Source organism: Halomonas sp. PBN3 (genome assembly GCF_000475415.1).
GTDB classification, from domain to species: Bacteria; Pseudomonadota; Gammaproteobacteria; order Pseudomonadales; family Halomonadaceae; genus Halomonas; species Halomonas shengliensis.
The window spans coordinates 1-22778 of sequence record NZ_AXCA01000158.1 but is presented as its reverse complement, the minus strand read 5'-3'; the positions used below and the strand labels follow the sequence as shown (position 1 = coordinate 22778).

The 22778-nt window shown below is 68.4% G+C and carries 23 protein-coding genes; 11 read left to right on the top strand and 12 right to left on the bottom strand.

Going from position 1 to position 22778, the window contains the following annotated elements; genetic code table 11:
• Nucleotide 1: 1 nt before the first annotated feature.
• From pstA to Q673_RS27815, 5 genes are all read left to right on the top strand, one after another.
• The gene (pstA, locus tag Q673_RS27835) at nucleotides 2-1168 is read left to right on the top strand and encodes a phosphate ABC transporter permease PstA (protein ID WP_023005986.1); all 1167 of its coding nucleotides are present in this window, start codon (nucleotides 2-4) and stop codon (nucleotides 1166-1168) included.
• A gap of 26 nt (nucleotides 1169-1194) precedes the next feature.
• Entirely contained in the window at nucleotides 1195-2037 is an 843-nt protein-coding gene (gene pstB / locus Q673_RS27830) for a phosphate ABC transporter ATP-binding protein PstB (RefSeq protein ID WP_031218130.1), read from the top strand.
• A 150-nt stretch (nucleotides 2038-2187) separates the two neighbouring features.
• Nucleotides 2188-3231 (top strand): ArsJ-associated glyceraldehyde-3-phosphate dehydrogenase, encoded by a 1044-nt coding sequence (locus Q673_RS27825; RefSeq protein WP_023005984.1) that lies wholly within the window; start codon nucleotides 2188-2190, stop codon nucleotides 3229-3231.
• The gene (arsJ, locus tag Q673_RS27820; RefSeq protein WP_023005983.1) at nucleotides 3224-4447 is read left to right on the top strand and encodes an organoarsenical effux MFS transporter ArsJ; all 1224 of its coding nucleotides are present in this window, start codon (nucleotides 3224-3226) and stop codon (nucleotides 4445-4447) included. The genes Q673_RS27825 and arsJ overlap by 8 nt, the downstream gene beginning before the upstream one ends.
• 240 nt (nucleotides 4448-4687) lie before the next feature.
• Nucleotides 4688-5038, top strand: a complete 351-nt coding sequence (locus Q673_RS27815; RefSeq protein WP_023005982.1) for a metalloregulator ArsR/SmtB family transcription factor — start codon at nucleotides 4688-4690, stop codon at nucleotides 5036-5038.
• On the opposite strand, the gene Q673_RS27810 is transcribed toward Q673_RS27815, so the two are convergent.
• The 11 genes from Q673_RS27810 to Q673_RS27760 all read right to left on the bottom strand — a co-directional run bounded on the left by Q673_RS27810 (nucleotide 5039) and on the right by Q673_RS27760 (nucleotide 14759).
• Nucleotides 5039-6250: an MFS transporter gene (locus Q673_RS27810; protein ID WP_023005981.1), complete on the bottom strand. Its 1212-nt coding sequence runs from the start codon at nucleotides 6248-6250 to the stop codon at nucleotides 5039-5041. It abuts the gene before it with no gap.
• Between the two features lie 49 nt (nucleotides 6251-6299).
• A complete protein-coding gene (locus tag Q673_RS27805) occupies nucleotides 6300-6584 on the bottom strand; it encodes a CC/Se motif family (seleno)protein (protein ID WP_023005980.1) in 285 nt (94 codons plus the stop codon).
• Between the two features lie 3 nt (nucleotides 6585-6587).
• Entirely contained in the window at nucleotides 6588-7664 is a 1077-nt protein-coding gene (arsB, locus tag Q673_RS27800) for an ACR3 family arsenite efflux transporter (protein ID WP_023005979.1), read from the bottom strand.
• Between the two features lie 13 nt (nucleotides 7665-7677).
• On the bottom strand, nucleotides 7678-8403 hold the full coding sequence (gene arsH / locus Q673_RS27795) for an arsenical resistance protein ArsH (protein WP_023005978.1): 726 nt from the start codon (nucleotides 8401-8403) through the stop codon (nucleotides 7678-7680).
• Complete coding sequence (locus tag Q673_RS27790; protein WP_023005977.1) at nucleotides 8400-8903, bottom strand: arsenate reductase ArsC; 504 nt, start codon at nucleotides 8901-8903, stop codon at nucleotides 8400-8402. The genes arsH and Q673_RS27790 overlap by 4 nt, the downstream gene beginning before the upstream one ends.
• Before the next feature lie 198 nt (nucleotides 8904-9101).
• Nucleotides 9102-9935, bottom strand: a complete 834-nt coding sequence (phnE, locus tag Q673_RS27785; protein ID WP_023005976.1) for a phosphonate ABC transporter, permease protein PhnE — start codon at nucleotides 9933-9935, stop codon at nucleotides 9102-9104.
• Entirely contained in the window at nucleotides 9932-10741 is an 810-nt protein-coding gene (phnE, locus tag Q673_RS27780; RefSeq protein WP_031218127.1) for a phosphonate ABC transporter, permease protein PhnE, read from the bottom strand. The genes phnE (Q673_RS27785) and phnE (Q673_RS27780) overlap by 4 nt, the downstream gene beginning before the upstream one ends.
• The gene (gene phnC, locus Q673_RS27775) at nucleotides 10738-11562 is read right to left on the bottom strand and encodes a phosphonate ABC transporter ATP-binding protein (protein ID WP_023005974.1); all 825 of its coding nucleotides are present in this window, start codon (nucleotides 11560-11562) and stop codon (nucleotides 10738-10740) included. Before phnC ends, phnE (Q673_RS27780) begins: the two co-directional genes overlap by 4 nt.
• A 75-nt stretch (nucleotides 11563-11637) precedes the next feature.
• A complete protein-coding gene (phnD, locus tag Q673_RS27770; protein WP_023005973.1) occupies nucleotides 11638-12606 on the bottom strand; it encodes a phosphate/phosphite/phosphonate ABC transporter substrate-binding protein in 969 nt (322 codons plus the stop codon).
• A 111-nt stretch (nucleotides 12607-12717) separates the two neighbouring features.
• A complete protein-coding gene (locus tag Q673_RS27765; RefSeq protein ID WP_023005972.1) occupies nucleotides 12718-13407 on the bottom strand; it encodes an alpha/beta fold hydrolase in 690 nt (229 codons plus the stop codon).
• Nucleotides 13408-13571: 164 nt separating this feature from the next.
• Nucleotides 13572-14759, bottom strand: coding sequence for an acetyl-CoA C-acyltransferase (locus Q673_RS27760; protein WP_023005971.1), 1188 nt, complete (start codon nucleotides 14757-14759; stop codon nucleotides 13572-13574).
• Between the two features lie 171 nt (nucleotides 14760-14930).
• On the opposite strand from Q673_RS27760, the gene Q673_RS27755 reads away from it, so the two are divergent.
• From Q673_RS27755 to Q673_RS27735, 5 genes are all read left to right on the top strand, one after another.
• Complete coding sequence (locus Q673_RS27755) at nucleotides 14931-15506, top strand: TetR/AcrR family transcriptional regulator (protein ID WP_023005970.1); 576 nt, start codon at nucleotides 14931-14933, stop codon at nucleotides 15504-15506.
• 195 nt (nucleotides 15507-15701) lie between these two features.
• A complete protein-coding gene (locus Q673_RS27750; protein WP_023005969.1) occupies nucleotides 15702-17372 on the top strand; it encodes an AMP-binding protein in 1671 nt (556 codons plus the stop codon).
• Nucleotides 17373-17510: 138 nt separating this feature from the next.
• The gene (locus Q673_RS27745) at nucleotides 17511-18278 is read left to right on the top strand and encodes an SDR family NAD(P)-dependent oxidoreductase (RefSeq protein ID WP_023005968.1); all 768 of its coding nucleotides are present in this window, start codon (nucleotides 17511-17513) and stop codon (nucleotides 18276-18278) included.
• Between the two features lie 214 nt (nucleotides 18279-18492).
• Nucleotides 18493-20304, top strand: a complete 1812-nt coding sequence (locus Q673_RS27740) for an acyl-CoA dehydrogenase C-terminal domain-containing protein (protein WP_023005967.1) — start codon at nucleotides 18493-18495, stop codon at nucleotides 20302-20304.
• 154 nt (nucleotides 20305-20458) lie between these two features.
• Complete coding sequence (locus Q673_RS27735; RefSeq protein WP_023005966.1) at nucleotides 20459-21340, top strand: glutathione S-transferase N-terminal domain-containing protein; 882 nt, start codon at nucleotides 20459-20461, stop codon at nucleotides 21338-21340.
• A gap of 12 nt (nucleotides 21341-21352) precedes the next feature.
• Here Q673_RS27735 and Q673_RS27730 read toward each other — a convergent pair whose 3' ends face one another.
• On the bottom strand, nucleotides 21353-21829 hold the full coding sequence (locus tag Q673_RS27730) for a nucleoside deaminase (RefSeq protein WP_023005965.1): 477 nt from the start codon (nucleotides 21827-21829) through the stop codon (nucleotides 21353-21355).
• A 131-nt stretch (nucleotides 21830-21960) separates the two neighbouring features.
• Between Q673_RS27730 and Q673_RS27725 the strand changes: the two genes are divergently transcribed.
• Nucleotides 21961-22320, top strand: a complete 360-nt coding sequence (locus Q673_RS27725; protein WP_023005964.1) for a hypothetical protein — start codon at nucleotides 21961-21963, stop codon at nucleotides 22318-22320.
• The last annotated feature ends 458 nt before the right edge of the window (nucleotides 22321-22778 follow it).

The following is a 22778-nucleotide window of genomic DNA, read 5'->3' as shown; positions in this document are numbered from 1 at the left end:
GATGAGTCAAACCTTCGACGAGATCAGCGCCCAGCTGAAGAAGCGCCACCGCCGCTCGGCGCGGCTGAAGTGGATCTCCATGGGCGCCCTGGGGCTGGCCGGCCTGTTCCTCCTGTGGTTCTTCTCCGACATGCTGGGCAAGGGCCTGCCGGCCTTCCAACAGGCGCAGATCCAGGTGGAGATCGACTACAACGAGGACGCCCAACGCATGGGTCGTGCCGCCCTGGACCGCGATGTGTCGCGCCTGGTCAGCCGTACCTTCGAGCGCATGATCCCGGTGCAGATGCGCGAGAACCCCGAGCTGCTAGGCACCACCGAGACCCGCTGGGTGCTGGCCGACAGCGAGGTCGACCAGTACCTCAAGGGGCATCGCCACAAGCTGAACGAGGCCCAGCAGGCGCTGGTCGACGAGCTGGCCGCCGAGGGGCGCGTGGCGCTGAAGTTCAACACCACCTTCTTCACCACCGGTGACTCCAAGATGGCCGAGGCCTCGGGGATCCTCTCCGCCGCGGTGGGCACGGTGATGACCATGCTGGTGACGCTGGCCATCGCCTTCCCCATCGGGGTGATGACGGCGGTCTACCTGGAGGAGTTCGCCCCGGACAACCGCTTCACCCAGCTGATCGAGATCAACATCAACAACCTGGCGGCGATCCCCTCGATCCTGTTCGGCCTGCTGGGGCTGGCGATATTCATCAACTTCTTCGGGGTGCCGCGCTCCTCGCCGCTGGTCGGTGGCATGACCCTGGCGCTGATGACCCTGCCGGTGATCATCATCGCCACCCGCACCGCGCTGCGCAGCGTGCCGGATTCCATCCGCCACGCCGCCTTCGGGGTGGGCTGCTCGCGCTGGCAGGTGGTGCGCGACCACGTGCTGCCGCTGGCCATGCCCGGCATCATGACCGGCTCCATCATCGGCCTGGCCCAGGCCATGGGCGAGACCGCACCGCTGATCATCGTCGGCATGGTGGCCTTCATCCCCGACGTCTCGGCCTCCTTCACCGAGGCCGCCACCGTGCTGCCGGCGCAGGTCTTCACCTGGGCAGGAGAGCCCGAGAAGGCGTTCGTCGAGAAGACCGCGGGCGGCATCCTGGTGCTGCTGGCGATCCTGATCTTCCTCAACGCCACCGCCGTCATCCTGCGCAAGAAATTCGAGCGTCGCTGGTAAGCCGGCGCGCCATGGAGAACACCGACATGAATATCCAAGCCGCTCCCCGTCACACCTCGCAGCCGACGCCAGCGGTGGGCCAGCCCCACACCCGCAACGCCGATGCCTGCCACGAGCTGAGCATCCGCGTGCGCGACCTCAACCTCTGGTACGGCGAGAGCCAGGCGCTCAAGGGGCTCAACATCGACCTCTTCCAGAAGAACGTCACTGCGCTGATCGGCCCCTCCGGCTGCGGCAAGTCGACCTTCCTGCGCTGCCTCAACCGCATGAACGACCTGATCCCGAGCGTGCGCATCGAGGGGCTGGTGGAGATGGACGGCCATGACGTCAACCAGGTGAAGATGGACGAGGTGGCGTTGCGCCGCCGCGTGGGGATGGTGTTCCAGAAGCCCAACCCCTTCCCCAAGTCGATCTACGAGAACATCGCCTATGCGCCGCGCATGCACGACCTGGTGAGCCGCAAGCCGGAACAGGACGAGCTGGTGGAGAAGGCCCTGCGCGATGCCGGCCTGTGGGAGGAGGTCAAGGACAAGCTGCACCAGCCCGGCACCTCGCTCTCCGGCGGCCAGCAGCAGCGCCTGTGCATCGCCCGGGCCATCGCCGTGCAGCCCGACGTGATCCTGATGGACGAGCCCACCTCGGCGCTGGACCCGATCTCCACCGCTACCATCGAGGACCTGATGGACCGCTTGAAGGAGCAGTTCACCATCATCACGGTGACCCACAACATGCAGCAGGCGGCGCGGGTGGCGGACTACACCGCCTTCTTCCACCTGGGCGAGATCGTCGAGTACAACGATACCAAGACGATGTTTTCCAACCCGGCCACCAAGAAGGCCGAGGACTACATCACCGGGCGTTACGGCTGATCCGCTGTCGCCAGTGGGCAAGACGACGGGGAGGCTTCGGCCTCCCCGTCGTCGTCTGGGCCGGTCGAGCAGTGGTCGGCTGTCATCGGATTGACATCGGGTCCGTTTATATATGGAATTCCAGATATTAAAACGTGATGGGAGACGACCATGGCCCTGTCCATCGGTATCAACGGCTTCGGACGCATCGGCCGCCTGGTAGTGCGCAGCCTCTGGCCTCGCGTCGAGGCCGGCGAGGTGGAACTGGTACGCATCAACGACCCGGGTGGCGATGCCGCTACCTTCGCCCACCTGCTGGAGTTCGACTCGGTACACGGCCACTGGAGCCCGGGGCAGGGCATCGCCGCCGAGGCTGACGCCATCGTCATCGACGGTCGTCGTATCGCCTTCAGCGTCTGCAAGAGCCTGGAGGAGGGCGACTGGTCCGGCTGCCGGGTCGCCATCGAGTGCTCCGGCAAGATGAAGACCAAGGAAAAGCTTCAGGCCTACCTCGACCAGGGCGTCGAGCGGGTGGTGGTCAGCGCGCCGGTGAAGGAGGAGGGCGTGCTTAACGTGGTGGTAGGCGTCAACGACGATCGCTACGACGCCGACTTTCATCGGATCGTCACCGCGGCGAGCTGCACTACCAACTGCCTGGCGCCGGTGGTCAAGGTGATCCATGAGACCTTCGGCATCCGCCACGGCGCCATGACCACCGTGCACGACATCACCAACACCCAGGTCATCCTCGACGCCCCCAGCTCTCCACAGAAGCCGGATCTCCGCCGTTCACGCGCCTGCGGCATGAGCCTGATCCCCACCACCACCGGCTCCGCGAAGGCGATCACCGCCATCTTCCCGGAGCTTACGGGCAAGCTGAACGGTCATGCCATCCGCGTGCCGCTGGCCAACGCCTCGCTCACCGACATGGTCTTCGAGCTTGCGCGCGAGGTCACGGTGGAGGAGGTCAACGCGGCGCTCAAGGCCGCCGCCGAGGGCGAGCTCGCCGGCATCCTCGGCTATGAAGAGCGCCCCCTGGTCTCCATCGACTACCGCACAGACCCGCGCAGCTCGATCATCGATGCGCTCTCGACGATGGTGGTGAATGGCACCCAGCTCAAGCTCTACGCCTGGTATGACAACGAGTGGGGCTACGCCAACCGCACCGCCGAGCTGGCGCTCAAGGTGGGGAACGAGCAGGTGGGGAATGGCTGAGCGCTTGGCAAGCCGACTCAAGGCGCTGCCCTTCGAGGTGCGTCAGTACCTGCTGATCACCGGCAACTACTGGGCCTTCACCCTTACCGATGGCGCCCTGCGCATGCTGGTGGTGCTGCACTTCCACCAGCTGGGCTACTCGCCCTTGGAAGTGGCCATGCTGTTCCTCTTCTACGAGGCCTTCGGTGTGGTCACCAACCTGGTGGGGGGCTGGCTGGGCGCCCGGCTGGGTCTGAATCGCACCATGAACGCCGGCCTGGCGCTGCAGATCCTGGCGCTTTCCATGCTGCTGGTGCCGGCCGCGGCGCTGTCCGTGCCCTGGGTGATGGCCGCCCAGGCGCTCTCGGGGATCGCCAAGGACCTCAACAAGATGAGCGCCAAGAGCGCGGTGAAGGTGCTAGTGCCGAAGGAGAGCGCCAGTGCCCAGAGCTCACTCTACCGCTGGGTGGCGATCCTTACCGGCTCCAAGAATGCGCTCAAGGGCGCCGGCTTCTTCCTCGGCGGCCTGCTGCTGACGCTGGTCGGCTTCCAGGGCGCGGTAGGTCTGATGGCGTTGATGCTCGCCGCGGTGCTTACGATGTCGCTGGTGCGCCTCAAGGCCGACCTAGGTCGCCAGAAGTGCAAGCCGAAGTTTTCCGAGGTGTTCTCCGCCTCAAGGGCGATCAACGTGCTCTCGGCCGCCCGGCTCTGCCTGTTCGCCTCCCGGGACGTCTGGTTCGTGGTGGCCCTGCCGGTGTTCCTGTATGACCAGCATGGCTGGAGCCACTGGACGGTGGGCGGCCTGCTGGCGCTCTGGGTGATCGGCTACGGCGGGGTGCAGACCCAGGCGCCGCGCCTCACCGGCTTGGTCAAGGGCGGGGCGCGAGGTGTCACGGCCTTCTGGGCGCTGGCACTGGCCGGCCTGCCGGCACTCCTGGCCCTGTTGCCCCTGGCCGAGGTGGGCTGGCTGGTGGTGGGCCTGCTGGCCTTCGGCGTGCTGTTCGCCATCAACTCCAGCTGGCACAGCTACCTGATCGTCCACTACGCCCGGGCCGACGGCGTCTCCATGGACGTGGGCTTCTACTACATGGCCAACGCCATGGGGCGCCTCGCCGGGACGCTGCTCTCGGGCTGGGTCTACCAGGTGTACGGGCTTTCCGCCTGCCTGTGGATCTCGGCGGCGCTGGTGGCGGCCAGCGCCCTGATGGCACTGGCGCTGCCGCGAGAAGCCCGGTAGTACGATAGCAACTAGACAAGTTGCGATAGCGAAAGGCGCCGGGGATAGGCCGTAGAGGGGGTCCTATGCCAGGGATGGCATCGGTAGCGCCCAGGGAAGGGTTCACAGCGCCCCCTCGGAGGCCTGTCGCCGGGAAAGCCTTGAGCGGTGTTGTGATTCGCAGTTCCCTTGGCCGCCCGGGCCTGAACTTGTCACGGTCCGTGGCGTAGAATGACCGAGAACCTCGATAAGGAACCCTCGATGTCGCTGGACCCGCTGCGCCTGTTCAAGTGCCTGAGTGACGAGACTCGCCTGATGCTGACCCTGCTGATCCTTCGCGAGGGCGAGCTGTGCGTCTGCGAGATGACCCACGCCCTGGAGGCCTCCCAGCCCAAGGTCTCGCGCCATCTCGCCCAGCTGCGCAACTGCGGGCTGCTCAACGACCGCCGCGAGGGCCAGTGGGTCTACTACGGCCTGGCGCCGGCGCTGCCCGAGTGGGCCATGGCGGCCCTGGAAGCCGCGGCCGAGGGGCAGTCGTCCGGCCTCGCCACACTCCAGGCCCGCCTGGCGGGCATGGGCAACCGCCCGGAGCGTCGCGCCGCGCTCTGTTGATCAGCCTTCTCGTCTTTCGGCATTGGCGATGGGAGCCGACTCGTCAGGCAGGCGGCGCATCGCCCACAGGCCCAGCACCGGTCCCGGCAGCAGCCACCACAGCACCCAGGTCCCCTGCAGCTCCCACAGGGTGGTGGTAAGCGAGATGGCGGGGATGGTCAGGGCGAAGCCCACGGCATTCATCACCGCCAGGGTTGCCCCGATCCGCTCGCGCGGGGCGCTGGCCGCGGCCAGGGCCGAGAACTGCGGCGAGTCGGCGATCACGGAAAGCCCCCACAGCGCCAGCAGGGCGAGCAGCAGCGTCGGCGGCAGCCAGGTCACCAGCGGGTAGGCCAGGCAGATCAGCCCCGAGGCGGCCAGCGCCCGGCGCGCCACCCACAGGCTGCCGCGCCGACGGCTCAGCGCACCGCCACCCACGCAGCCCAGGAAGCCCAGGGCGATGACGCCGAACGCCAGCCACGGGATCCAGTCCGGTGAGGCGCCGAGGCGTGTCACCTCGCGGGCCACCAGGAAGGGCGTCAGCGTCCACAGCGCATAGAGTTCCCAGCAGTGGCCGAAGTATCCCCCGGCCACGGCACGGAAACGTGCCTCGCGCAGCGCGGCCAGGCCGTCGAGCAGGCGCGCCTTGCCGCTCGAGGGCGGCAGGTGCGGGCCATCGCCCAGGGCCAGGATCAGGGCGCCACCGGCCAGCGCCAGGCAGGAGGCGCCCAGCAGCGGCCACTCCCAGGGCAGGCCCAGGCTGGCGCCGCGCAGCAGGTGGGGCAGGGCGGTACCCAGGGTCAGCATGCCGACCAGCCAGGCCAGTGCCGCCCCGGTGTGCTTGGGCGTCCAGCCGATGACGAGCTTCATGCCCAGCGGGTAGATGCCGGCCAGGCAGAGCCCGGTCAGCAGGCGCAGGGTGATCGCCAGGGGCCAGTGGTCGGCCACCAGCACGAAGCCAGAATTGGCCAGGGCGCCGGCCAGGCAGGCGGCGGCGAAGATGCGGCTGGCGCGGAAACGGTCGGCAAGCCCCGTGGTGGCGATGAACAGGGTGCCGGCGATGAAGCCCGCCTGCACGGTGAGGGTCAGCCGGCCGAGGTCCGCCTCGGAGAAGCCCAGGTCGCGGGAGAGCGAGAGCCCCACGCCGTTGACGGAGAACCACAGCGAGGTACCGAACAGCTGGGCCAGCACGATGGTCAGCAGCGGGAAGCGCCGCAGCAGGGTTGCAGTCATGCCTTGATCCTCACCGGGAAGGCGCCGCGGCGCAAGCGGCGGGGGAGGGCTATCTCGACAACGCGACGCCGTCCACGAAGAGATGCCGGAGGCCCAGGAACCCCTCCACATCCAGCCTCAGGCCCTGGTCGACCAGCGTCGGGTCGATATAGAGCACCAGTCCCTCGAACTCGACGCGTGTATAGCATGCCGGGTCGCCCGGCGCCCTGGCCTCGGCCACCGCGATATCGGCCCCGCCGCCGCAGCAGCCATGGCGGGGAGAGAGTCGCACCGTGGCCACGCCACCCTTCTTTCGCAGCCAGTCCCGGGCGCGCTCGCTGACCTCGATGGCCATGGCTCAGCCCCTGGCCTCGGGGAAGTGGTGCCGTGTCTTGTTGGCGATGCGCACCAGAGCCAGCATCAGCGGCACCTCGACGAGTACGCCCACCACCGTGGCCAGCGCCGCACCGGACTGCAGGCCGAACAGGGCGATGGCGGCGGCCACGGCCAGCTCGAAGAAGTTGCTGGCGCCGATCATCGCCCCGGGAGCGGCGACGTTGTGAGGCACCTTCCATGCCTTGGCCCAGCCGTAGGCGATGAAGAAGATCAGGAAGGTCTGAATGATCAGCGGGATGGCGATCAGCACGATATGCAGCGGCGCCTCGAGGATCACCTCGCCCTGGAAGGCGAACAGCAGCACCAGGGTGATGATCAGCCCGATGGGCGTGACAGGTCCCACCCTCTTCATGAAGACGTTGTCGTACCACTCGCTGCCGCGGCGGGCGATCAGGATGCGTCGGGTCAGATACCCCGCGGTGAGTGGGATGACGATATACAGCAAGACCGACAGCGCCACGGTGTCCCAGGGTATCGGGATGTTGGAGACGCCGAGCAGGAAGACCACGATGGGGGCGAAGGCGAACAGCATGATCAGGTCGTTGAGGGCGACCTGCACCAGGGTGTAGGCGGCGTCGCCCCGGGTCAGGTAGCTCCACACGAAGACCATGGCGGTGCAGGGGGCCGCGCCCAGCAGGATGGCCCCGGCCAGGTACTGGCTGGCCCGCTCGGCGGGAATCAAGGGGGCGAATACCACCGTCAGGAAGAACCAGGCGATGGCGAACATGGTGAAGGGCTTGACCAGCCAGTTCACGGTGGTGGTGATCAGAAGCCCCCTGGGCTGGCGGCGCACGCCGAGCACGGCAGAGAAGTCGATCTGCGCCATCATCGGGAAGATCATCGCCCAGATCAGCACCGCCACCGGGATCGACACCTGGGCGACTTCGAAGCGCGACAGCGTCTCGGGCACCGCCGGGGCGAACTGGCCCACCAGCACCCCGGCGACGATGGCCAGCGCCACCCATACCGAGAGGAAGCGCTCGAAGAGCCCCATGCCCTCCGAGGTGCTGGGAGACTGTGATTCCTGATGAGTGGTCATGGTGTGACTCCTGTCAGATGGCACGCTGGTTGACCCGGGCGGAGAGCTCGGCGGCCGACTCCTTGCGTTCGGAGTAGCGGTCGGTGAGCGCTTCACTGCGGCCGCGGACCAGCAGCGTGAATTTCACCAGCTCCTCCATGACGTCGACAATGCGGTCATAGAAGGGCGAGGGCTTCATGCGGTCGTTGTCGTCGAACTCCATGAAGGCCCTGGGCACCGAGGACTGGTTGGGGATGGTCACCATGCGCATCCAGCGCCCCAGCACGCGCAGCTGGTTGACCGTGTTGAACGACTGGGAGCCGCCGCACACCTGCATCACCGCCAGGGTCTTGCCCTGGGTGGGGCGTACCGCGCCCAGCGCCAGGGGAATCCAGTCGATCTGCGCCTTCATGATGCCGGTCATGGCGCCGTGACGTTCCGGCGAGCACCAAACCATGCCTTCGGCCCACTCGGCCAGCGTGCGCAGCTCCGCCACCTTGGGGTGGTTCGCCTCTTCGGCGTCCGGCAGCGGCAGGCCGCGCGGTTCGAAGATGCGTGTCTCGGCGCCCATGGCTCGCAGCAGCCGGGCGGCTTCCTCCACCGCCAGGCGGCTGAAGGAGCGCTGCCTGAGCGAGCCGTAGAGCAGCAGGATGCGCGGCGCATGCTCGCGGTCCACGGGTATGCCCAGGCTGGCCGCTTCGGGCACCCGGAACAGTTCTCGGTCGATATTCGGCAGGTCGTCGAGGGGATGGGTCGTCACGGGGTGTCTCCATGTGGGGTCTCTTCCCGAGAGGCGTACTGGTGGATCTCCTCCAGGTTTTGTCGCAGGGCGTCGTCGGACAGCCGATCCAGCGGAAGGGACAGCATGGCCTCGATGCGCCGGCGCAGGGCGCCGAAGGTGCCGGTGAAGGCGGCCTCGATCTCGGTCTCGCTGCCTTCGGCCCTCGAAGGGTCCGGCACGCCCCAGTGGGCCTTTACCGCCTTGCCGAGGAAGAGCGGGCAGGCCTCGCCGGCGGCATCATCGCAGACGGTGATGACGACATCCGGCGTCACTTCGAGCTCGTCCCAGGACTTGCTGGCGAGTCCGCGGGTGGAGATACCCGCCTTCTCCAGCCAGATCAGCGTCAGCGGGTTGACCTCGCTGGCTGGTTGGCTGCCGGCGCTCCAGGCGCGATGCCGGGTCTCGGTCAGGTGGTTGAACAGTGCCTCGGCGTAGATGGACCGGCAGGAGTTTCCAGTGCACAGGAACAGTACATTCATGGTGTCTCCATCGAGACAGTCATCGGGGGCGGGTTATCAGGCCGTTGTACTGCTCATAATATATGGATAGTCATATATGCTCAATGCCATCACCCCGACCCCGGCGCGTTGCGCTGGTCCGGGGCGCGCTGGAAGGCCGGCCAGGCCTCGTGGGTGTCTCGTATGTCGCGCTGCTCGGCTGCGGCTGGCTCGCTGGCTTCAGATCAGCGCCCGGCGCACCCTGGCGGAGAGGGCCTCGCTGACCACCACCGTGGCCAGGATCACGATCAGGATGGTGGCTACCTGGGACCAGGCCAGGGTGTCGATGGAGGACTGCAGTTTCATGCCGATGCCACCGGCTCCTACCAGCCCCAGGATGGTGCTCTCGCGGATGTTGATGTCCCAGCGGAACATCGAGATGCCCCAGAAGGCGGGCAGCACCTGGGGCACCACGGCGTAATGGATCACCTGGGCGCGAGCTGCACCGGTGGCGGTCACCGCCTCGACCTGGCGGGCGTCGCTCTCCTCGATAGCCTCGTACAGCAGCTTGCCGACGAAGCCGATGGAGCGCAGGGCGATGGCGACGATACCGGCGAGCAGGCCGGGGCCGATGATCGCCACCAGCAGCAGGGCCCAGATCAGCGAGTTGATGGAGCGCGAGGTGACGATGACGAACAGCGCCACCGGGCGAACCAGCAGGGGGGAGGGAGTGGTGTTGCGCGCGGCCAGGAAGGCCACCGGCACCGCCAGGATCACCCCGCCCAGGGTGCCCAGGGTGGCGATGTTGAGGGTGTCCCATAGCGGCACGAGCAGTTCGGGCAGGTAGGTCAGCTCGGGCGGGAACATGCGGCTGCTGATGTCCATCGCCTGGTCGGGTGCGTCGGCGACGAACACCCACAGGGTATTGGTGTTCATCACCTGCCAGCACCAGACGAACAGCGCCACCAGGGCCAGCCAGCCGGCCCACAGCGCCAGGCGGGCGCGCGGGGTGCGAAAGCTCCATACCTGCGAGTAGTGAGCCGGCTCGCCGGAGCGGGGTTCGAGAGCACTCATTGCAGGAACTTCCTCAGGTAGCCGGAGCCATACTCCGCGAGCATGACGATGGCGATGACGATCAGCAGGATGGCGCCGGCGCTGTCGTACTCGTAGCGGTCGATGGCGGTATTGAGGGTGGCGCCGATGCCGCCGGCGCCGACGATGCCGATCACCGCGCTCTCACGGAAGTTGATGTCCAGCCGGTAGAGCGACAGCCCGATCAGTCGCGGCATGACCTGGGGCTGGACGGCGTAGTGGATGAGCTGCGCCCAGCTGGCCCCGGTGGCGCGGATCGCCTCGAGCTGGCTGGCGCTGGCTTCCTCGATGTCGTCGGCGAGCAGCTTGGCGATGAAGCCGATGGAGGCGAATGCCAGGGTGAGGAAGCCGGCGAAGGGCCCGAAGCCGAACATCGCCACCAGGAAGATGGCGATGATGATCTCCTGCAGCGAGCGGCTGACGGCGACGACCGAGCGGCACACCAGGTAGACCGGCCGCGGTGACAGGTTGCGCGCCGCCCCGATGCCGATGGGGACCGAGATCAGCACGCCGACCACGGTGGCGGTCAGGGTCATGGTCAGACTCTCGATCAGCCCCTGGCGGATGTCGCCCCAGCGGCTCACGAAGTCCGGCTGCAGGAAGCCCTGGACGAAGCGTGCCCCGCGGGTCAGTCCCTCGGCGATGCGGGCGGCATCGATCTCCAGCGAGCCGACGGCCAGGATCAGGTAGGCCAGTACCAGCACTGGCAGGCCCAGTCGCCAGCGACGGCTGGTGACCAACTGCGGCGGGCGCTTCCAGCGGCGGGGGTAAGAGGCGTTAGGCGTCATTTCGCTGTCCCTACCAGCCGCAATCTGCCCTGTGCCTCGCCGTCGGGACCAGGCTCGTCGTCCTCCTGGTCCGCGGTGGCCCACTCCTCGGCACCATAGATCTCAGTGAGCATGGCCTCGTCGAGGCGCACCGGGGCGTCGTCGACGACCATGCGGCCGGCGCGCAGGCCGATCAGGCGGTCGACGAACTGCTGGGCCAGGGGCACATCGTGGATATTGACGATGGCGGGTAGCTGGCGCTCGGCGCAGATCTCGGTGATCAGCCGCATGATCTGGCGGCTGGTCCTGGGGTCGAGGCTCGCCGTGGGTTCGTCCACCAGCAGCAGCTCCGGCTCCTGGGCCAGCGCCCGGGCGATGCCGACGCGTTGTCGCTGGCCCCCCGAGAGGGCGTCGGCGCGCTTGTCGGCGTGCTCGCGTAACCCCACCCGGTCGAGCAGGCGATAGGCGTTCTCGATGTCCCGGCCCGGGAAACGCCGCGTGAAGCTGCGCCAGAAGGGCACATAGCCCAGCCGCCCTGACAGCACGTTCTCCATCACGGTGAGGCGCTCCACCAGGGCGTACTCCTGGAAGATCATGCCGATGCGCCGTCGGGCACGGCGCAGCTCGCCGCCGCTCAGCCGGACCAGGTCGGTCTCGCCGAGGTGAATGGCACCCCCCGAGGGCTCTACCAGGCGGTTGATACAGCGGATCAGGGTGGACTTGCCGGCCCCGGAAGGACCGATCAGGCCCACGACCTGCCCCCTGGGCACGCGAAAGGTCACCTCACGCAGAGCGGTGTCGCCACTGGCGTAGGTCTTGGTCAGCCGATGAATGCTCAGCACGTGTGGATTCTCCCCGATGTCTCACATACGCGAAGACGCGGGCGGCTCGCGCCCGCACCTTTCCTGGCATGGGGCTCAGTTGCAGTCGTATTCGACGCCGTTGGCTTCGTCGATCTGACGAATCACCGCCCAGTGCTCCTGGAAGGTGATGGGGATGAACTGCTCCTCGCCGTTGCGCCCGAACTCCTCGGCCAGGGCACTGCCTTCCCAGTCGAAGCTGAAGAAGGCCTCCTGGATCGCCTCCTGCAGGTCGGGCGCCAGGTTATGCGCGGTGCCATAGCTGGTGGTGGGGAAGGTGTCCGACTGGTAGATCACCTCGAGCTGGTCGGCCTCGATCACGCCGCGGTCGATCATGCGGTTCTTGACCGAGTTGGCGACGGTGGCGACCAGGTAGTCCTGGTTGGCCACGCCCAGCACGGAGTTGTCGTGCTTGCCGGAGAAATCCACCTCGTAGTCCTCGCCGGAGACCATGCCGAACTCCGAGGCCATCAGCGCGGTGGGCGCCTTGAAGCCGGAGTTGGAGGTCTCTGATGTGTGGGTCAGGGTACGACCGCGGATGTCCTCGACCTCCTCGATGCCGGAGTCCGGATGGGTGATGATCTCCATCTCGTAGCCGAAGCTGCCGTCCTCGGCGGCCATCATGGTGAAGGGGCGATATCCGGCACAGGCCACGGCCAGGGGGTTGGAGCCGGTATTGAAGCCGGCCACGTGGAGGCGACCGGCGCGCATGGCCTCGATCTGGGCTGAGTTGGACTGCACCGGGAAGAATTGCACCTTCTTGCCGGTCACCGCCTCCATGTGCTCGAGGAAACCGTCCCACACCTCGGCATAGACGGCGGGGTCCTCTACCGGGGTGTAGGCGAATACCAGGGTGTCCGGGTCGAGCCACTGGCTCTCGTCCGCGGGGATGTCGGCCACCAGGTCGCCGTCGGCATCGGTGAAGCGCTCGCTCAACTTGAATTGGGCCTCGGCCTGGGAGACGGCGGCGGTCAGGACGGCGATGGCCATGCCGCCGAGGAAGAGAGAGCGTGTCAGGGTCTGCATGGGATGGCACCTGCGTCTTGGGTATGGAACACAGGCATCATCCTGAGTGCCGTCAGTGACAGTGACGTTTCCTTGGGGTGGCGAAGAGGTGACGGCTTGAAGTCTGCTGGGCTACGCCTCGGAAGCGGCCAGGAACTCCGCCACGATGTCGGCGAGCACCTCCGGGCACTCGCGGTGGGGCACATGGCCACAGGGCAGCAGCCGCGGCTCGGCTGGCCCCGGGGTCCTGGACGCGATGCGCCGCGGCTGTGCCAGTGAGCCGTACTCGTCATGCTCGCCGTGGATCGCCAGGGTCGGACAGCGCACCCGGGTCAGGGCGTCGTCGAGGGTCCAGCCGTCGAAGGCCTCGGAGTGCCAGTTGTCGACCCAGCTTCTCAGCACCCACTCGGCCTTGTCGCCGTGGTAGCGCGCGAGCCGCCTCATCGCGCCGGGCTCGGCGAAGGCCGCCTCCGCCTCGCGGATGCCGGCCAGGGTTAGCGGCTCGATGGTGGCCTGGGCCGCCACCGTCACCAGCGCCTCGCAGGCCTCGGCATGTCGGCCGGCGATCTCGACCGCCATGCCGCCGCCCACGCTGTGCCCCAGCAGCACGAAACGTTCGAGCGCGAGCCCCTCGCGCAGCGTGGCGAAGCCGCCGCTGGCCTCGTCGGCGACGAAGGTGGCCGGCTGGGGGCCGGGGTAGGGCGCCGACTCGCCGTAGCCGAGCCGGTCGTAGGCGATCACCTCGCGGCCGCTGGCCTCGGCCAGCAACGCCGGGAAGTCGCGCCACAGGGCGATGCAGCCCAGCGAGTCATGCAGCAGCACGATGGGGCTGGCCTGGGGCCTTGGCGACCGAGTCCTTGGCGACTGAGTCCTTGGCGACCGAGTCCCTGGCGACTGAGTCCTTGGCGACCGAGTCCCTGGCGCCTGGGGCCGCCAGCGGGCGACATGGAGGCCGCCCGCCGGGGTCTCGAGGGTCAGGGACTGCATCAGTCGATCAGCTCGACGGCCACCGCGGTGGCTTCACCGCCGCCGATGCACAGGCTGGCGATGCCGCGCTTGCCACCCTTGGTGCGCAGGGCGTGGATCAGCGTGGCGATGATACGCGAGCCGGTGGAGCCGATGGGATGGCCCTGGGCGCAGGCGCCCCCGAAGACGTTGACCTTTTCGTGGGGGATATCGAGCCCGTCCATGGCCAGCAGGGTGACCACCGCGAAGGCCTCGTTGATCTCGAACAGGTCGACGTCGTCCACCGTCCAGTCCAGCTTCTTGAGCAGCTTGTCGATGGCGCCCACCGGGGCGATGGTGAACTCGCTGGGATGCTGGGAGTGGGTGCTGTGGCCCAGCATGCGCGCCAGCGGCTTGGCCCCCAGGCGCTCGGCGGCGGAGGCGCTTGCCAGGATCAGCGCCGAAGCGCCATCGGATATGGAGCTGGAGTTGGCCGCGGTGATGGTGCCCTCCTTGGCGAAGGCGGGTCGCAGCGAGCGGATCTTGTCGAGACGGGCCTGGAAGGGCTGCTCGTCGTGGTCGACGACGTGCTCGCCCTTGCGGTCGCTGATGGTGACCGGGGCCATCTCGGCGTCCAGCTGGCCGGCCTCGGTGGCCGCCATGGCGCGCTCGAGCGAGGCGATGGCGAAGTCGTCCAGGCGTTCGCGGCTGTAGTCCCGGGCGCTGGCGATGTCCTGGGCGAAGACGCCCATCAGCTTGCCGGTCTCGGCGTCCTCCAGGCCGTCCAGGAACATGTGGTCCTTGAGCTCGCCATGGCCCAGGCGGTAGCCGGCGCGCGCCTTGGTCAGCACATGGGGCGCGTTGGACATGGACTCCATGCCGCCGGCCAGCATCACCTCGCCGCTGCCGGCGCGGATCAGGTCGTGGGCCAGCATGGTGGCCTTCATGCCCGAGCCGCACAGCTTGTTGATGGTGGTGGCACCGATGGCATCGGGGATGCCGGCCTGGCGCATCGCCTGGCGGGCCGGGCCCTGCTTGACCCCGGCGGGCAGCACGCAGCCCATGATGCCCTCGTCGATGCTGTCGGCACCGATGCCGGCGCGCTCGATGGCGGCGCGGATGGCCACCGCGCCGAGCTCGGGGGCGGTCAGGCTGGAAAGGCTGCCGAGCATGCCGCCCATGGGGGTGCGCGCGGCGGAGAGGAAGACGATATCGTTGGCGTGGCTCATGGCGAGGCCTCCGTTGTGATTGTGATGCCAGTGGTCCTGGGAATGGTCGTGGCAGTGGTCGCGGCAAGCGTCGTTGGGCCCTCGGGCCCCGCACCGCGTTGACCCGTCCGCGGGGCTATGGTTTTCTCGGGGTCAACCAAGCAAGCGCTAGTGTGACTGCCGATGAATGTAATGAATGCCTCCCCGCGTCGCAAGGAACTGACCCGCCTGGCCGCCCAGCTGTTCGTCCAGGAGGGCTTCGATCGCACCACGGTGCGCATGCTGGCCCAGGAGATGGGCATCAAGTCCGGCAGCCTCTTCCACCACTTCCGCGACAAGCAGGAGATCCTCGCAGCGGTGATCGAGGAGGGCACCCAGAACGCCCTGGTGATCGCGCGCGAGGCGCTTGCTCGCTGTGACAGCAGCCCGCTGGCCCGGTTGCACGCCATGGCGCGTGCCCACCTGGAGACCCTGCTCACCGACCGCAACGCCCACGTGGTGGCGCTCTACGAGTGGCGCCGCCTGGACCCCGAGGCACGCGCCCACCTCAGCCACCTGCGCGACGCCTACGAGGCGCTGTGGGAGGAGGTGGTCGACGCGGCCCTGGCCGAAGGGGTGATCCACGGGGACCGCTTCCTGGTCTCGCGCTTCGTGATGGGGGCGCTCAACTGGACGGTGCGCTGGTACGATCCCGACGGCCCCCGCAGCCCCGACGAGCTCGCCGACGAGCTGGTCGCCATGATCACCCGCACCGCGCCGGCCGCCTGAGCCGGCGCCTCTCGACCAACGTCTAGTCGTTTCTCCTCCCTCCGGCCTTGCCCTGTGCGACGTGACTCGCTAGCTTGGACCAAGCGCTTGTTAGGTTAACGCTTACGTCAACTGCAATCCATGGGAGTCACCTGCCGCAGTGACGCCACGACACCCACGCTACAACAACCACAACTGGCCAGAGAGGACCCGCCCATGAGCACGCCAACCTGCCTGCCCGCCTATCGCGACTATCTGGAGCGCTTCTCCATCGATGACGTCATCGCCCGCCTGGACGACCACCAGGACGGCAAGGCCAACGCCTTCGAGTCCTGCTGTGGTCGCCACCTGCGCGCGGGCCGCGGCGAGGTGCTGGCCCTGGTCCAGGAGGACACCCAGGGCAACGTCAACCGGATGACCTACGCCGAGCTCGAGGCCGAGAGCGCCCGGCTCGCCGGCTGGTTCGCCGAGCGCGGCCTGGGCGTGGGCGACCGCATCGCCTGCATGCTGCCGCGCTCGCCGCAGCTGCTGGTGGCGATCCTGGCCACCTGGCGCATCGGCGCCGTCTATCAGCCCCTGTTCACCGCCTTCGGCCCCGACGCCGTGGATTACCGCCTGGGGCGCGCCGACACCAAGCTGGTGATCACCGATCACGCCAACCGCTTCAAGTTCGACGGCCTCTCCCAGTGCCCGCCGGTGCTGGCGGTGGGCGGCCCCAGCGCCGACCATGGTGACGACCTGGACTGGGCCGATGCCCTGGCCCATGCGCCCATCGAGGCCGCGCCGCCGCGCCTTTCCCGCGACGCCCCCTTCCTGCAGATGTTCACCTCCGGCACCGTGGGCAAGCCCAAGGGCGTGGCCGTGCCGCTGGCCGCCATGCCGGCCTTCGCCCTCTACATGGAGCTGGCCGTCGACCTGCGCGACACCGACCGCTTCTGGAACATGGCCGACCCGGGCTGGGCCTACGGCCTCTACTACGCCATCACAGGGCCGCTGCTGCTGGGGGTGACCACCCACTTCTGCGAGGCGGGCTTCTCCGCGGAAGGGGCGCTGGCCTTCATGAAGCGCCACCGCATCACCAACTTCGCCGCCGCGCCCACCGCCTACCGCCTGATGAAGGCCTCCGGCCTGTTCGATGACGCCCACCAGACCCTCGAGCTGCGCGCGGCGAGCTCCGCCGGCGAGCCGCTCAACACCGAGGTGGTGACCTGGGTGGAGCGCTCCCTGGGTTGCCCGGTCATGGACCACTACGGCCAGACCGAGACCGGCATGACCTGCAACAACCACCACGCCCTGGACCATCCCAAGCACGTCGGCGCCATGGGCGTGCCGATGCCGGGCTACCGCCTGGCGATCCTCGACGCCGAGTACAACGAGCTGCCCCCGGGCCAGCCGGGCGTGTTGGCGGTGGATATCGAGAACTCCCCGGCGCACTTCTTCGCCGGCTACACCTGGCAGGAGAAACACCCCTTCGCCGAGGGTTACTACCTCACCGGTGACGTGGTGATCAAGAACGAGGACGGCACCTTCCAGTTCGCCGGCCGTGACGACGACATCATCACCACCGCCGGCTACCGCGTGGGGCCCACCGACGTGGAGAACAGCGTGATGACCCACCCGGCGGTGGCCGAATCCGCCGCCGTGGGCCAGCCTGACGAGATCCGCGGCGAGATCATCAAGTCCTACGTGGTGCTGCGCGCCGGCTACGAGGCAAGCGACGAGCTGGCCGACGAGATCCGCCAGCAGGTGCGCGAGCGCCTCTCCACCCACGCCTTCCCGCGGGTGATCGAGTTCGTCGAGGAGCTGCCCAAGACCCCGAGCGGCAAGATCCAGCGCTTCAAGCTGCGCGCCGACGCCGTGGACAAGGCCGAGACGGGCGCCGCGTAGTGACAAGCGCAAGTCTCTGAAGCGAGAGGCGCCGGGGTCAGGGCGAAGAGGGGGTGCTGTAATCCCCCTCTCCGCCCTGGCGCCGGAATAGCCTCGAGCGCTCTCTATCGTTGCCTTTCATTTCCAGGAACCCGGTATATGCACATCAAAGACCATACCTTTCTGATCACCGGCGCCGCCTCCGGGCTGGGCGCGGCCACCGCCGAGCGGCTGGTCGCCGCCGGCGGCCGGGTGGTGCTCTGTGACCTCTCCGAGGCCGTGGAGGCCCACGCCGAGCGCCTGGGCGACGCCGCCCGGGCGGTGCGCGGCGACGTCACCTCCGGCGAGGATATCCAGGCCGCCGTCAACGCGGCTGTCGAACTCGGTGGCGAGCGCGGCCTCTCCGGGGTGGTGCACTGCGCCGGGGTGGTCAGCGTAGCCAAGCTGGTCGACCGCGAGGGCAACCCCGCCGACCTCGAGGCCTATAACCGCACCATCCAGATCAACCTGGTGGGCACCTTCAACGTGATGCGCCTGGCCGCCGCCGCCATGGCGAAGAACGCCCCGGGCGAGGACGGCGAGCGCGGGGTGATCATCAACACCGCCTCCATCGCCGCCATGGACGGGCAGGTGGGGCAGTGCGCCTACAGCGCCTCCAAGGCCGGCGTGGTGGGCATGAGCCTGCCTGCGGCCCGCGAGCTCTCGCGCCACGGTGTGCGGGTGATGGCCATCGCCCCCGGGGTCTTCGAGACCCCGATGATGAGCGAGATCCCCGACGAGGCCGCCCAGGCGCTGGCCGCCGCCGTGCCCTTCCCCAAGCGGCTCGGCAGGCCCGACGAGTACGCCCGCCTGGCCGAGCAGATCATCACCAACCCCATGCTCAACGGCGAGGTGATCCGCCTGGACGGAGGGATTCGCATGCAGTAAGGCCTTCGGCCGGTCACAAGGGGTCAAGGCGCAAGGGGAGACCTCCCTTGACGCCTTGATCCCTTGCTCCTTTTCTAGCCTTCAAACGAACGCTTGACTCCCCATTCTCGCGCGCGTAATTTCAAACACATGTTTGAAAGTGGCCGCCGCCACTTTTCGTGACTGACTGCTGGCGACACTTCTCGTGGCCCGGCGTGGAATTGGAGAGTTCGAGATGCCCGACTATCAGGCCCCCCTGCGCGATATCCGCTTCGTCATGGACGAGCTGCTGGACTACCCGGCCCACTACGCCCGCCTGCCCGGCGGCGAGGAGGCGAGTCCCGACGTGGTCGCCGCCATCCTGGAGGAGGGTGCGCGCTTCGCCCGCGAGGTGCTGCTGCCGCTGAACCAGAGTGGCGACCAGGAGGGCTGCCTGCTGGAGGGCGGTGAGGTGAAGGCGCCGAAGGGCTTCAAGGAGGCCTATGCCCAGTTCGTGGAGGGCGGCTGGCCGAGCCTGGCCGCGGACCCCGCCCACGGCGGCCAGGGGTTGCCGCACTCGCTGGCGATGGTGCTAAACGAGATGATCTGCTCCACCAACCTGGCCTGGGGCATGTATCCGGGGCTCTCCCACGGCGCCGCCGACGCCCTGCGCCACCATGGCACCGAGGAGCAGCAGGCCACCTACCTGACCAAGCTGGTGGAGGGGACCTGGACTGGCACCATGTGCCTGACCGAGCCCCACTGCGGCACCGACCTCGGCCTGATCAAGACTCGTGCGGTACCCACCGCCGACGGGGCCTATGAGATCACCGGCACCAAGATCTTCATCTCCGCCGGCGAGCACGACCTGGCCGAGAACATCGTCCACCTGGTGCTGGCCAAGCTGCCCGACGCCCCCGAGGGCTCCAAGGGTATCTCGCTGTTCGTGGTGCCGAAATATCTTCCCAATGAAGCGGGCGAGCCGGGCGAGCGCAACGGCGTGGTGTGCGGGTCGCTCGAGCACAAGATGGGCATCCACGGCAACGCCACCTGCGTGATGAACTTCGACGCCGCCAAGGGCTTCCTGGTCGGCGCCCCCAACAAGGGCCTGGCCTGCATGTTCACCATGATGAACGCCGCCCGCATCGGCGTCGGCATCCAGGGTCTGGGCCTCACCGAGGCGAGCTTCCAGAACGCCCTGGCCTATGCCCGGGACCGCCTGCAGATGCGCGCGCTCTCCGGCCCCAAGGCGCCGGAGAAGGCCGCCGACCCGATCATCGTCCACCCGGACGTGCGCCGCATGTTGCTGACCCAGAAGGCCTTCGCCGAGGGCGGCCGGATGCTGGTCCTCTACACCGCCCAGATGATCGATGTCGTCGAGCACGGCACCGATGCCGCCGAGCGCGAGCGCGCCGAGACCCTGCTGGGCCTCTTGACCCCCATCGTCAAGGCCTTCCTCACCGAGGCGGGCTTCGAGGCCACCAACGAGGGCGTGCAGGTCTTCGGCGGCCACGGCTTTATCCGCGAGTGGGGCATGGAGCAGCTGGTGCGCGACGCGCGCATCACCCGGCTCTACGAGGGCACCACGGGCATCCAGGCCCTCGACCTGCTGGGCCGCAAGGTACTGATGAGCCAGGGCGAGAGCCTCAAGGTATTCACGAAAGAGATCCACAAGTTCTGTCAGGCTGAGGAGGGCAACGCTGAGCTCGCCGAGTTCGTGCGCCCGCTGGCCAGGCTCAACCAGGAGTGGGGCGAGATGACCATGGCCATCGGCATGAAGGCCATGAGCGACCGCGAGGAGGTGGGCGCGGCCAGCGTCGACTACCTGATGTACTCGGGCTACGTGACCCTGGCCTACCTCTTCGCCCGCGCCGCCAAGCAGGCCCGGGCGGCACTGGCCGCAGGCACCGGGGAGGCTGCCTTCTACCGCGCCAAGCTCGATACCGCACGCTTCTTCTACCAGCGCCTGGTGCCGCGCACCCGCGCCCACAAGGCCGCCATCGAGGCCGGCGCCGAGCCGCTGATGGCGATCAGCGCCGAGGACTTCGGGCTCGGCTTCGAGATCTGACGGCCAGCGTTTTTGGTGAATCACCGTGACAGGCGGCGGGGGCAACCCCGCCGCCTTTCTTGTGGGGGAATCTCTGGTGCCGGCGGGGCAGGACAGGCATGATGCGCCAGATCCACGTCGTTTCGACGCGCGCCCACGGCGCCGGGAGGCCCGCATGACCCGTACCACCCGCCTGCAGGAGCTGATCCGCCTCCTGCGCCATTGCCGCGAGCCCATGCCGGGCCCGGAACTCGCCGAGGCGCTGGGCGTCTCGCTGCGCACCCTCTACCAGGAGGTCGCCGTGCTGCGCGCGGTGGGCATCGAGGTGGTCAACACGCCCGGCGAGGGCTATGTGCTGCCGCCCGAGGTGACGCTGCCGCCGCCGGCGCTGGCGGAGCCGGGGGCGCCCGGGAAGGCCGAGGGTGCCTCGGCCGAGACGGCGCCCGCGGAGCTGGTGTTCTACACCAACCCGCTGTCGCGGGGTGGCATCGTGCACTGGATGCTCGAGGAGCTCGGCGTCAACTACCGCACGGTGCCGATCGAGTACGGCGCCGCCATGAAGTCGCCGGAGTACCTCGCCATCAACCCGCTGGGCAAGGTGCCTGCCATCCGCCACGGCGACACCGTGGTGACCGAGTCCGCGGCGATCTGCGCCTACCTGGCCGATGCCTTCCCCGAGGCGGGGATGGCGCCCCCGCCCGCCGCCCGGGGCGACTACTACCGCTGGCTGTTCCTCGCCGCCGGGCCGCTGGAGAGCGCCATCGCCCTCAACGACCTGGGCGTGGTGCCCACGCCGGAGCAGGCGCAGCGCCTGGGCTGCGGTGACTACTGGACGCTGGTGGAGACCCTGGCCGGCGCCGTGGCGGGCCGGCCCTTCATCGCCGGCGACGCCTTCAGCGCGGCGGACGTCTACGTGGGTTCGCACATCGGCTGGGGCATGCAGTTCGGCACCCTGCCACGTCGCCCCGAGTTCGAGGCCTACTGGGCGGGCTTGGCCGAGCGGCCAGCCCAGCGGCGCTGTGCGGCATTCATCGAGCAGGCGCGCGTTACCGGCTGAGGCCGGCGCGCCTCAGGCGCCGTGCAGGCGGCGGTGCAGCTCGCGGATCCGCTCGGCGAAGGCCGGCACCGGCCCCTCGACCACCGCGTCCGGCACCACCTGCCGGATCGGCAGCGGGGCCACCGGCGCCGGGGCGACGCCCATCTCCTCGAGCCAGCCGATGAGCTGCTGGGAGGAGCTGGCGTAGACGATCCGCCCCAGGCCCACCCAGCCGTGGGCCGCCGCGCACATGGGGCAGTGCTCGCCCGAGGTGTAGACCGTGGCCCGTGCGCGCTGCTCGGGCGTCAGGTGCTCCGCCGCCCAGCGTGCCAGGAAGAACTCCGGGTGCTGGGTGGCATCCCCGCCGGCCACATGGTTGTGGTCCTCCGCCAGCACCTCGCCGTCGCCGCTCACCAGCACCGAACCGAACGGCTCGTCGCCCGCCGCCAGGCCCTTCTCCGCCAGCGCCACGCAGCGCTCCAGGTGGGTCATGTCCTTGTCGTCGATCATGCTCAGGGCTCCTTGTATCCTTGGGAGCCACCAGCATACGCCATGCGCGGCGCCGGCCAAGCCGGGGCCCGGTTCGGCACGGCCGCCTGCGGATGCCACACTGTGGCCACCCCCTTCCCGAGGAGCCAATCATGAGCAATGGACCCTATGGGCAACTCGCTTGCGGCTGCGGCGCCGTCACGCTGCTGGTGTGCGGTGCCCCGCTCGGCCACGCCCGGGATGCCGAGGATGAGCCCGTCAGCCTCTGGCCCGAGGAGGCCATCCAGCTCGGCCAGGGTGCCGATGAGCTCGCGGTGGTGCCGAATGCTCGGGACCTGGCTGCCTGGCAGTGTCGGCGTTGCGGCGAGCGCCTGCTGCACGCCGATGAGGAGGCCGGCGTGGCGGTGCTGGCGGGCTCTGCGGAGGAGGGCGACGAGACGGGCGTGGCGCTGACCACGGCGCAGCAACGCCGGCTCGCGGCGTTGGGCTATCGGGTCGACACCGGAACCTAGCGGCGGCCCGCCGCAAGCCCGATGGCGAGGACGCCGCCCCGCAGGATGCCACTCATATCGTGATCCTCCAGATGCGCCGGTCTGCCCAGCTCACTGCTGGCGCCCGGCACGGATGCTCTGCCTGCCGGTGCGGCAGGCCGAGCGCGAAGGGCGGTCCATCCCTACCACTATAGCCAGCGCGGACCCCCCTGTGCCGGTGCTGATTGACGGCCCTGGAGCAGAGACAGAACAGGCGTGACAGCCCAAAGCTCCCTGAGCTAGGCTGCAATGGCAAGGCTGGTGAGCAAGGCCCGAAAAGGGCCGGCGCAGGGGGCAGGGATGCAGGATGATGACGTGACACAGCAGGCGCTACGATTCACCGGCGTTTTCTCGGACCAGGGGCCAAGCCCCCAGTCTGGAAAAACGCCGGTTTTGTTTTGGTTCCTTAATGTCCGGTTTCGACCCAAAGCGGAGTGCGC

Coding starts and splice junctions, on each gene's coding strand:
- pstA (WP_023005986.1), top strand. CDS start 2: ATGAGTCAAACCTTCGACGAGATCAGCGCCCAGCTGAAGAAGCGCCAC.
- Q673_RS27810 (WP_023005981.1), bottom strand. CDS start 6,250: ATGACTGCAACCCTGCTGCGGCGCTTCCCGCTGCTGACCATCGTGCTG.
- Q673_RS27760 (WP_023005971.1), bottom strand. CDS start 14,759: ATGAGCCACGCCAACGATATCGTCTTCCTCTCCGCCGCGCGCACCCCC.
- Q673_RS27790 (WP_023005977.1), bottom strand. CDS start 8,903: ATGAATGTACTGTTCCTGTGCACTGGAAACTCCTGCCGGTCCATCTAC.
- Q673_RS27805 (WP_023005980.1), bottom strand. CDS start 6,584: ATGGCCATCGAGGTCAGCGAGCGCGCCCGGGACTGGCTGCGAAAGAAG.
- Q673_RS27735 (WP_023005966.1), top strand. CDS start 20,459: ATGACCCGTACCACCCGCCTGCAGGAGCTGATCCGCCTCCTGCGCCAT.
- Q673_RS27745 (WP_023005968.1), top strand. CDS start 17,511: ATGCACATCAAAGACCATACCTTTCTGATCACCGGCGCCGCCTCCGGG.
- Q673_RS27730 (WP_023005965.1), bottom strand. CDS start 21,829: ATGATCGACGACAAGGACATGACCCACCTGGAGCGCTGCGTGGCGCTG.
- Q673_RS27815 (WP_023005982.1), top strand. CDS start 4,688: ATGTCGCTGGACCCGCTGCGCCTGTTCAAGTGCCTGAGTGACGAGACT.
- phnE (WP_023005976.1), bottom strand. CDS start 9,935: ATGAGTGCTCTCGAACCCCGCTCCGGCGAGCCGGCTCACTACTCGCAG.
- Q673_RS27825 (WP_023005984.1), top strand. CDS start 2,188: ATGGCCCTGTCCATCGGTATCAACGGCTTCGGACGCATCGGCCGCCTG.
- Q673_RS27750 (WP_023005969.1), top strand. CDS start 15,702: ATGAGCACGCCAACCTGCCTGCCCGCCTATCGCGACTATCTGGAGCGC.
- pstB (WP_031218130.1), top strand. CDS start 1,195: ATGAATATCCAAGCCGCTCCCCGTCACACCTCGCAGCCGACGCCAGCG.
- Q673_RS27755 (WP_023005970.1), top strand. CDS start 14,931: ATGAATGCCTCCCCGCGTCGCAAGGAACTGACCCGCCTGGCCGCCCAG.
- phnD (WP_023005973.1), bottom strand. CDS start 12,606: ATGCAGACCCTGACACGCTCTCTCTTCCTCGGCGGCATGGCCATCGCC.
- Q673_RS27740 (WP_023005967.1), top strand. CDS start 18,493: ATGCCCGACTATCAGGCCCCCCTGCGCGATATCCGCTTCGTCATGGAC.
- arsB (WP_023005979.1), bottom strand. CDS start 7,664: ATGACCACTCATCAGGAATCACAGTCTCCCAGCACCTCGGAGGGCATG.
- Q673_RS27725 (WP_023005964.1), top strand. CDS start 21,961: ATGAGCAATGGACCCTATGGGCAACTCGCTTGCGGCTGCGGCGCCGTC.
- phnE (WP_031218127.1), bottom strand. CDS start 10,741: ATGACGCCTAACGCCTCTTACCCCCGCCGCTGGAAGCGCCCGCCGCAG.
- arsJ (WP_023005983.1), top strand. CDS start 3,224: ATGGCTGAGCGCTTGGCAAGCCGACTCAAGGCGCTGCCCTTCGAGGTG.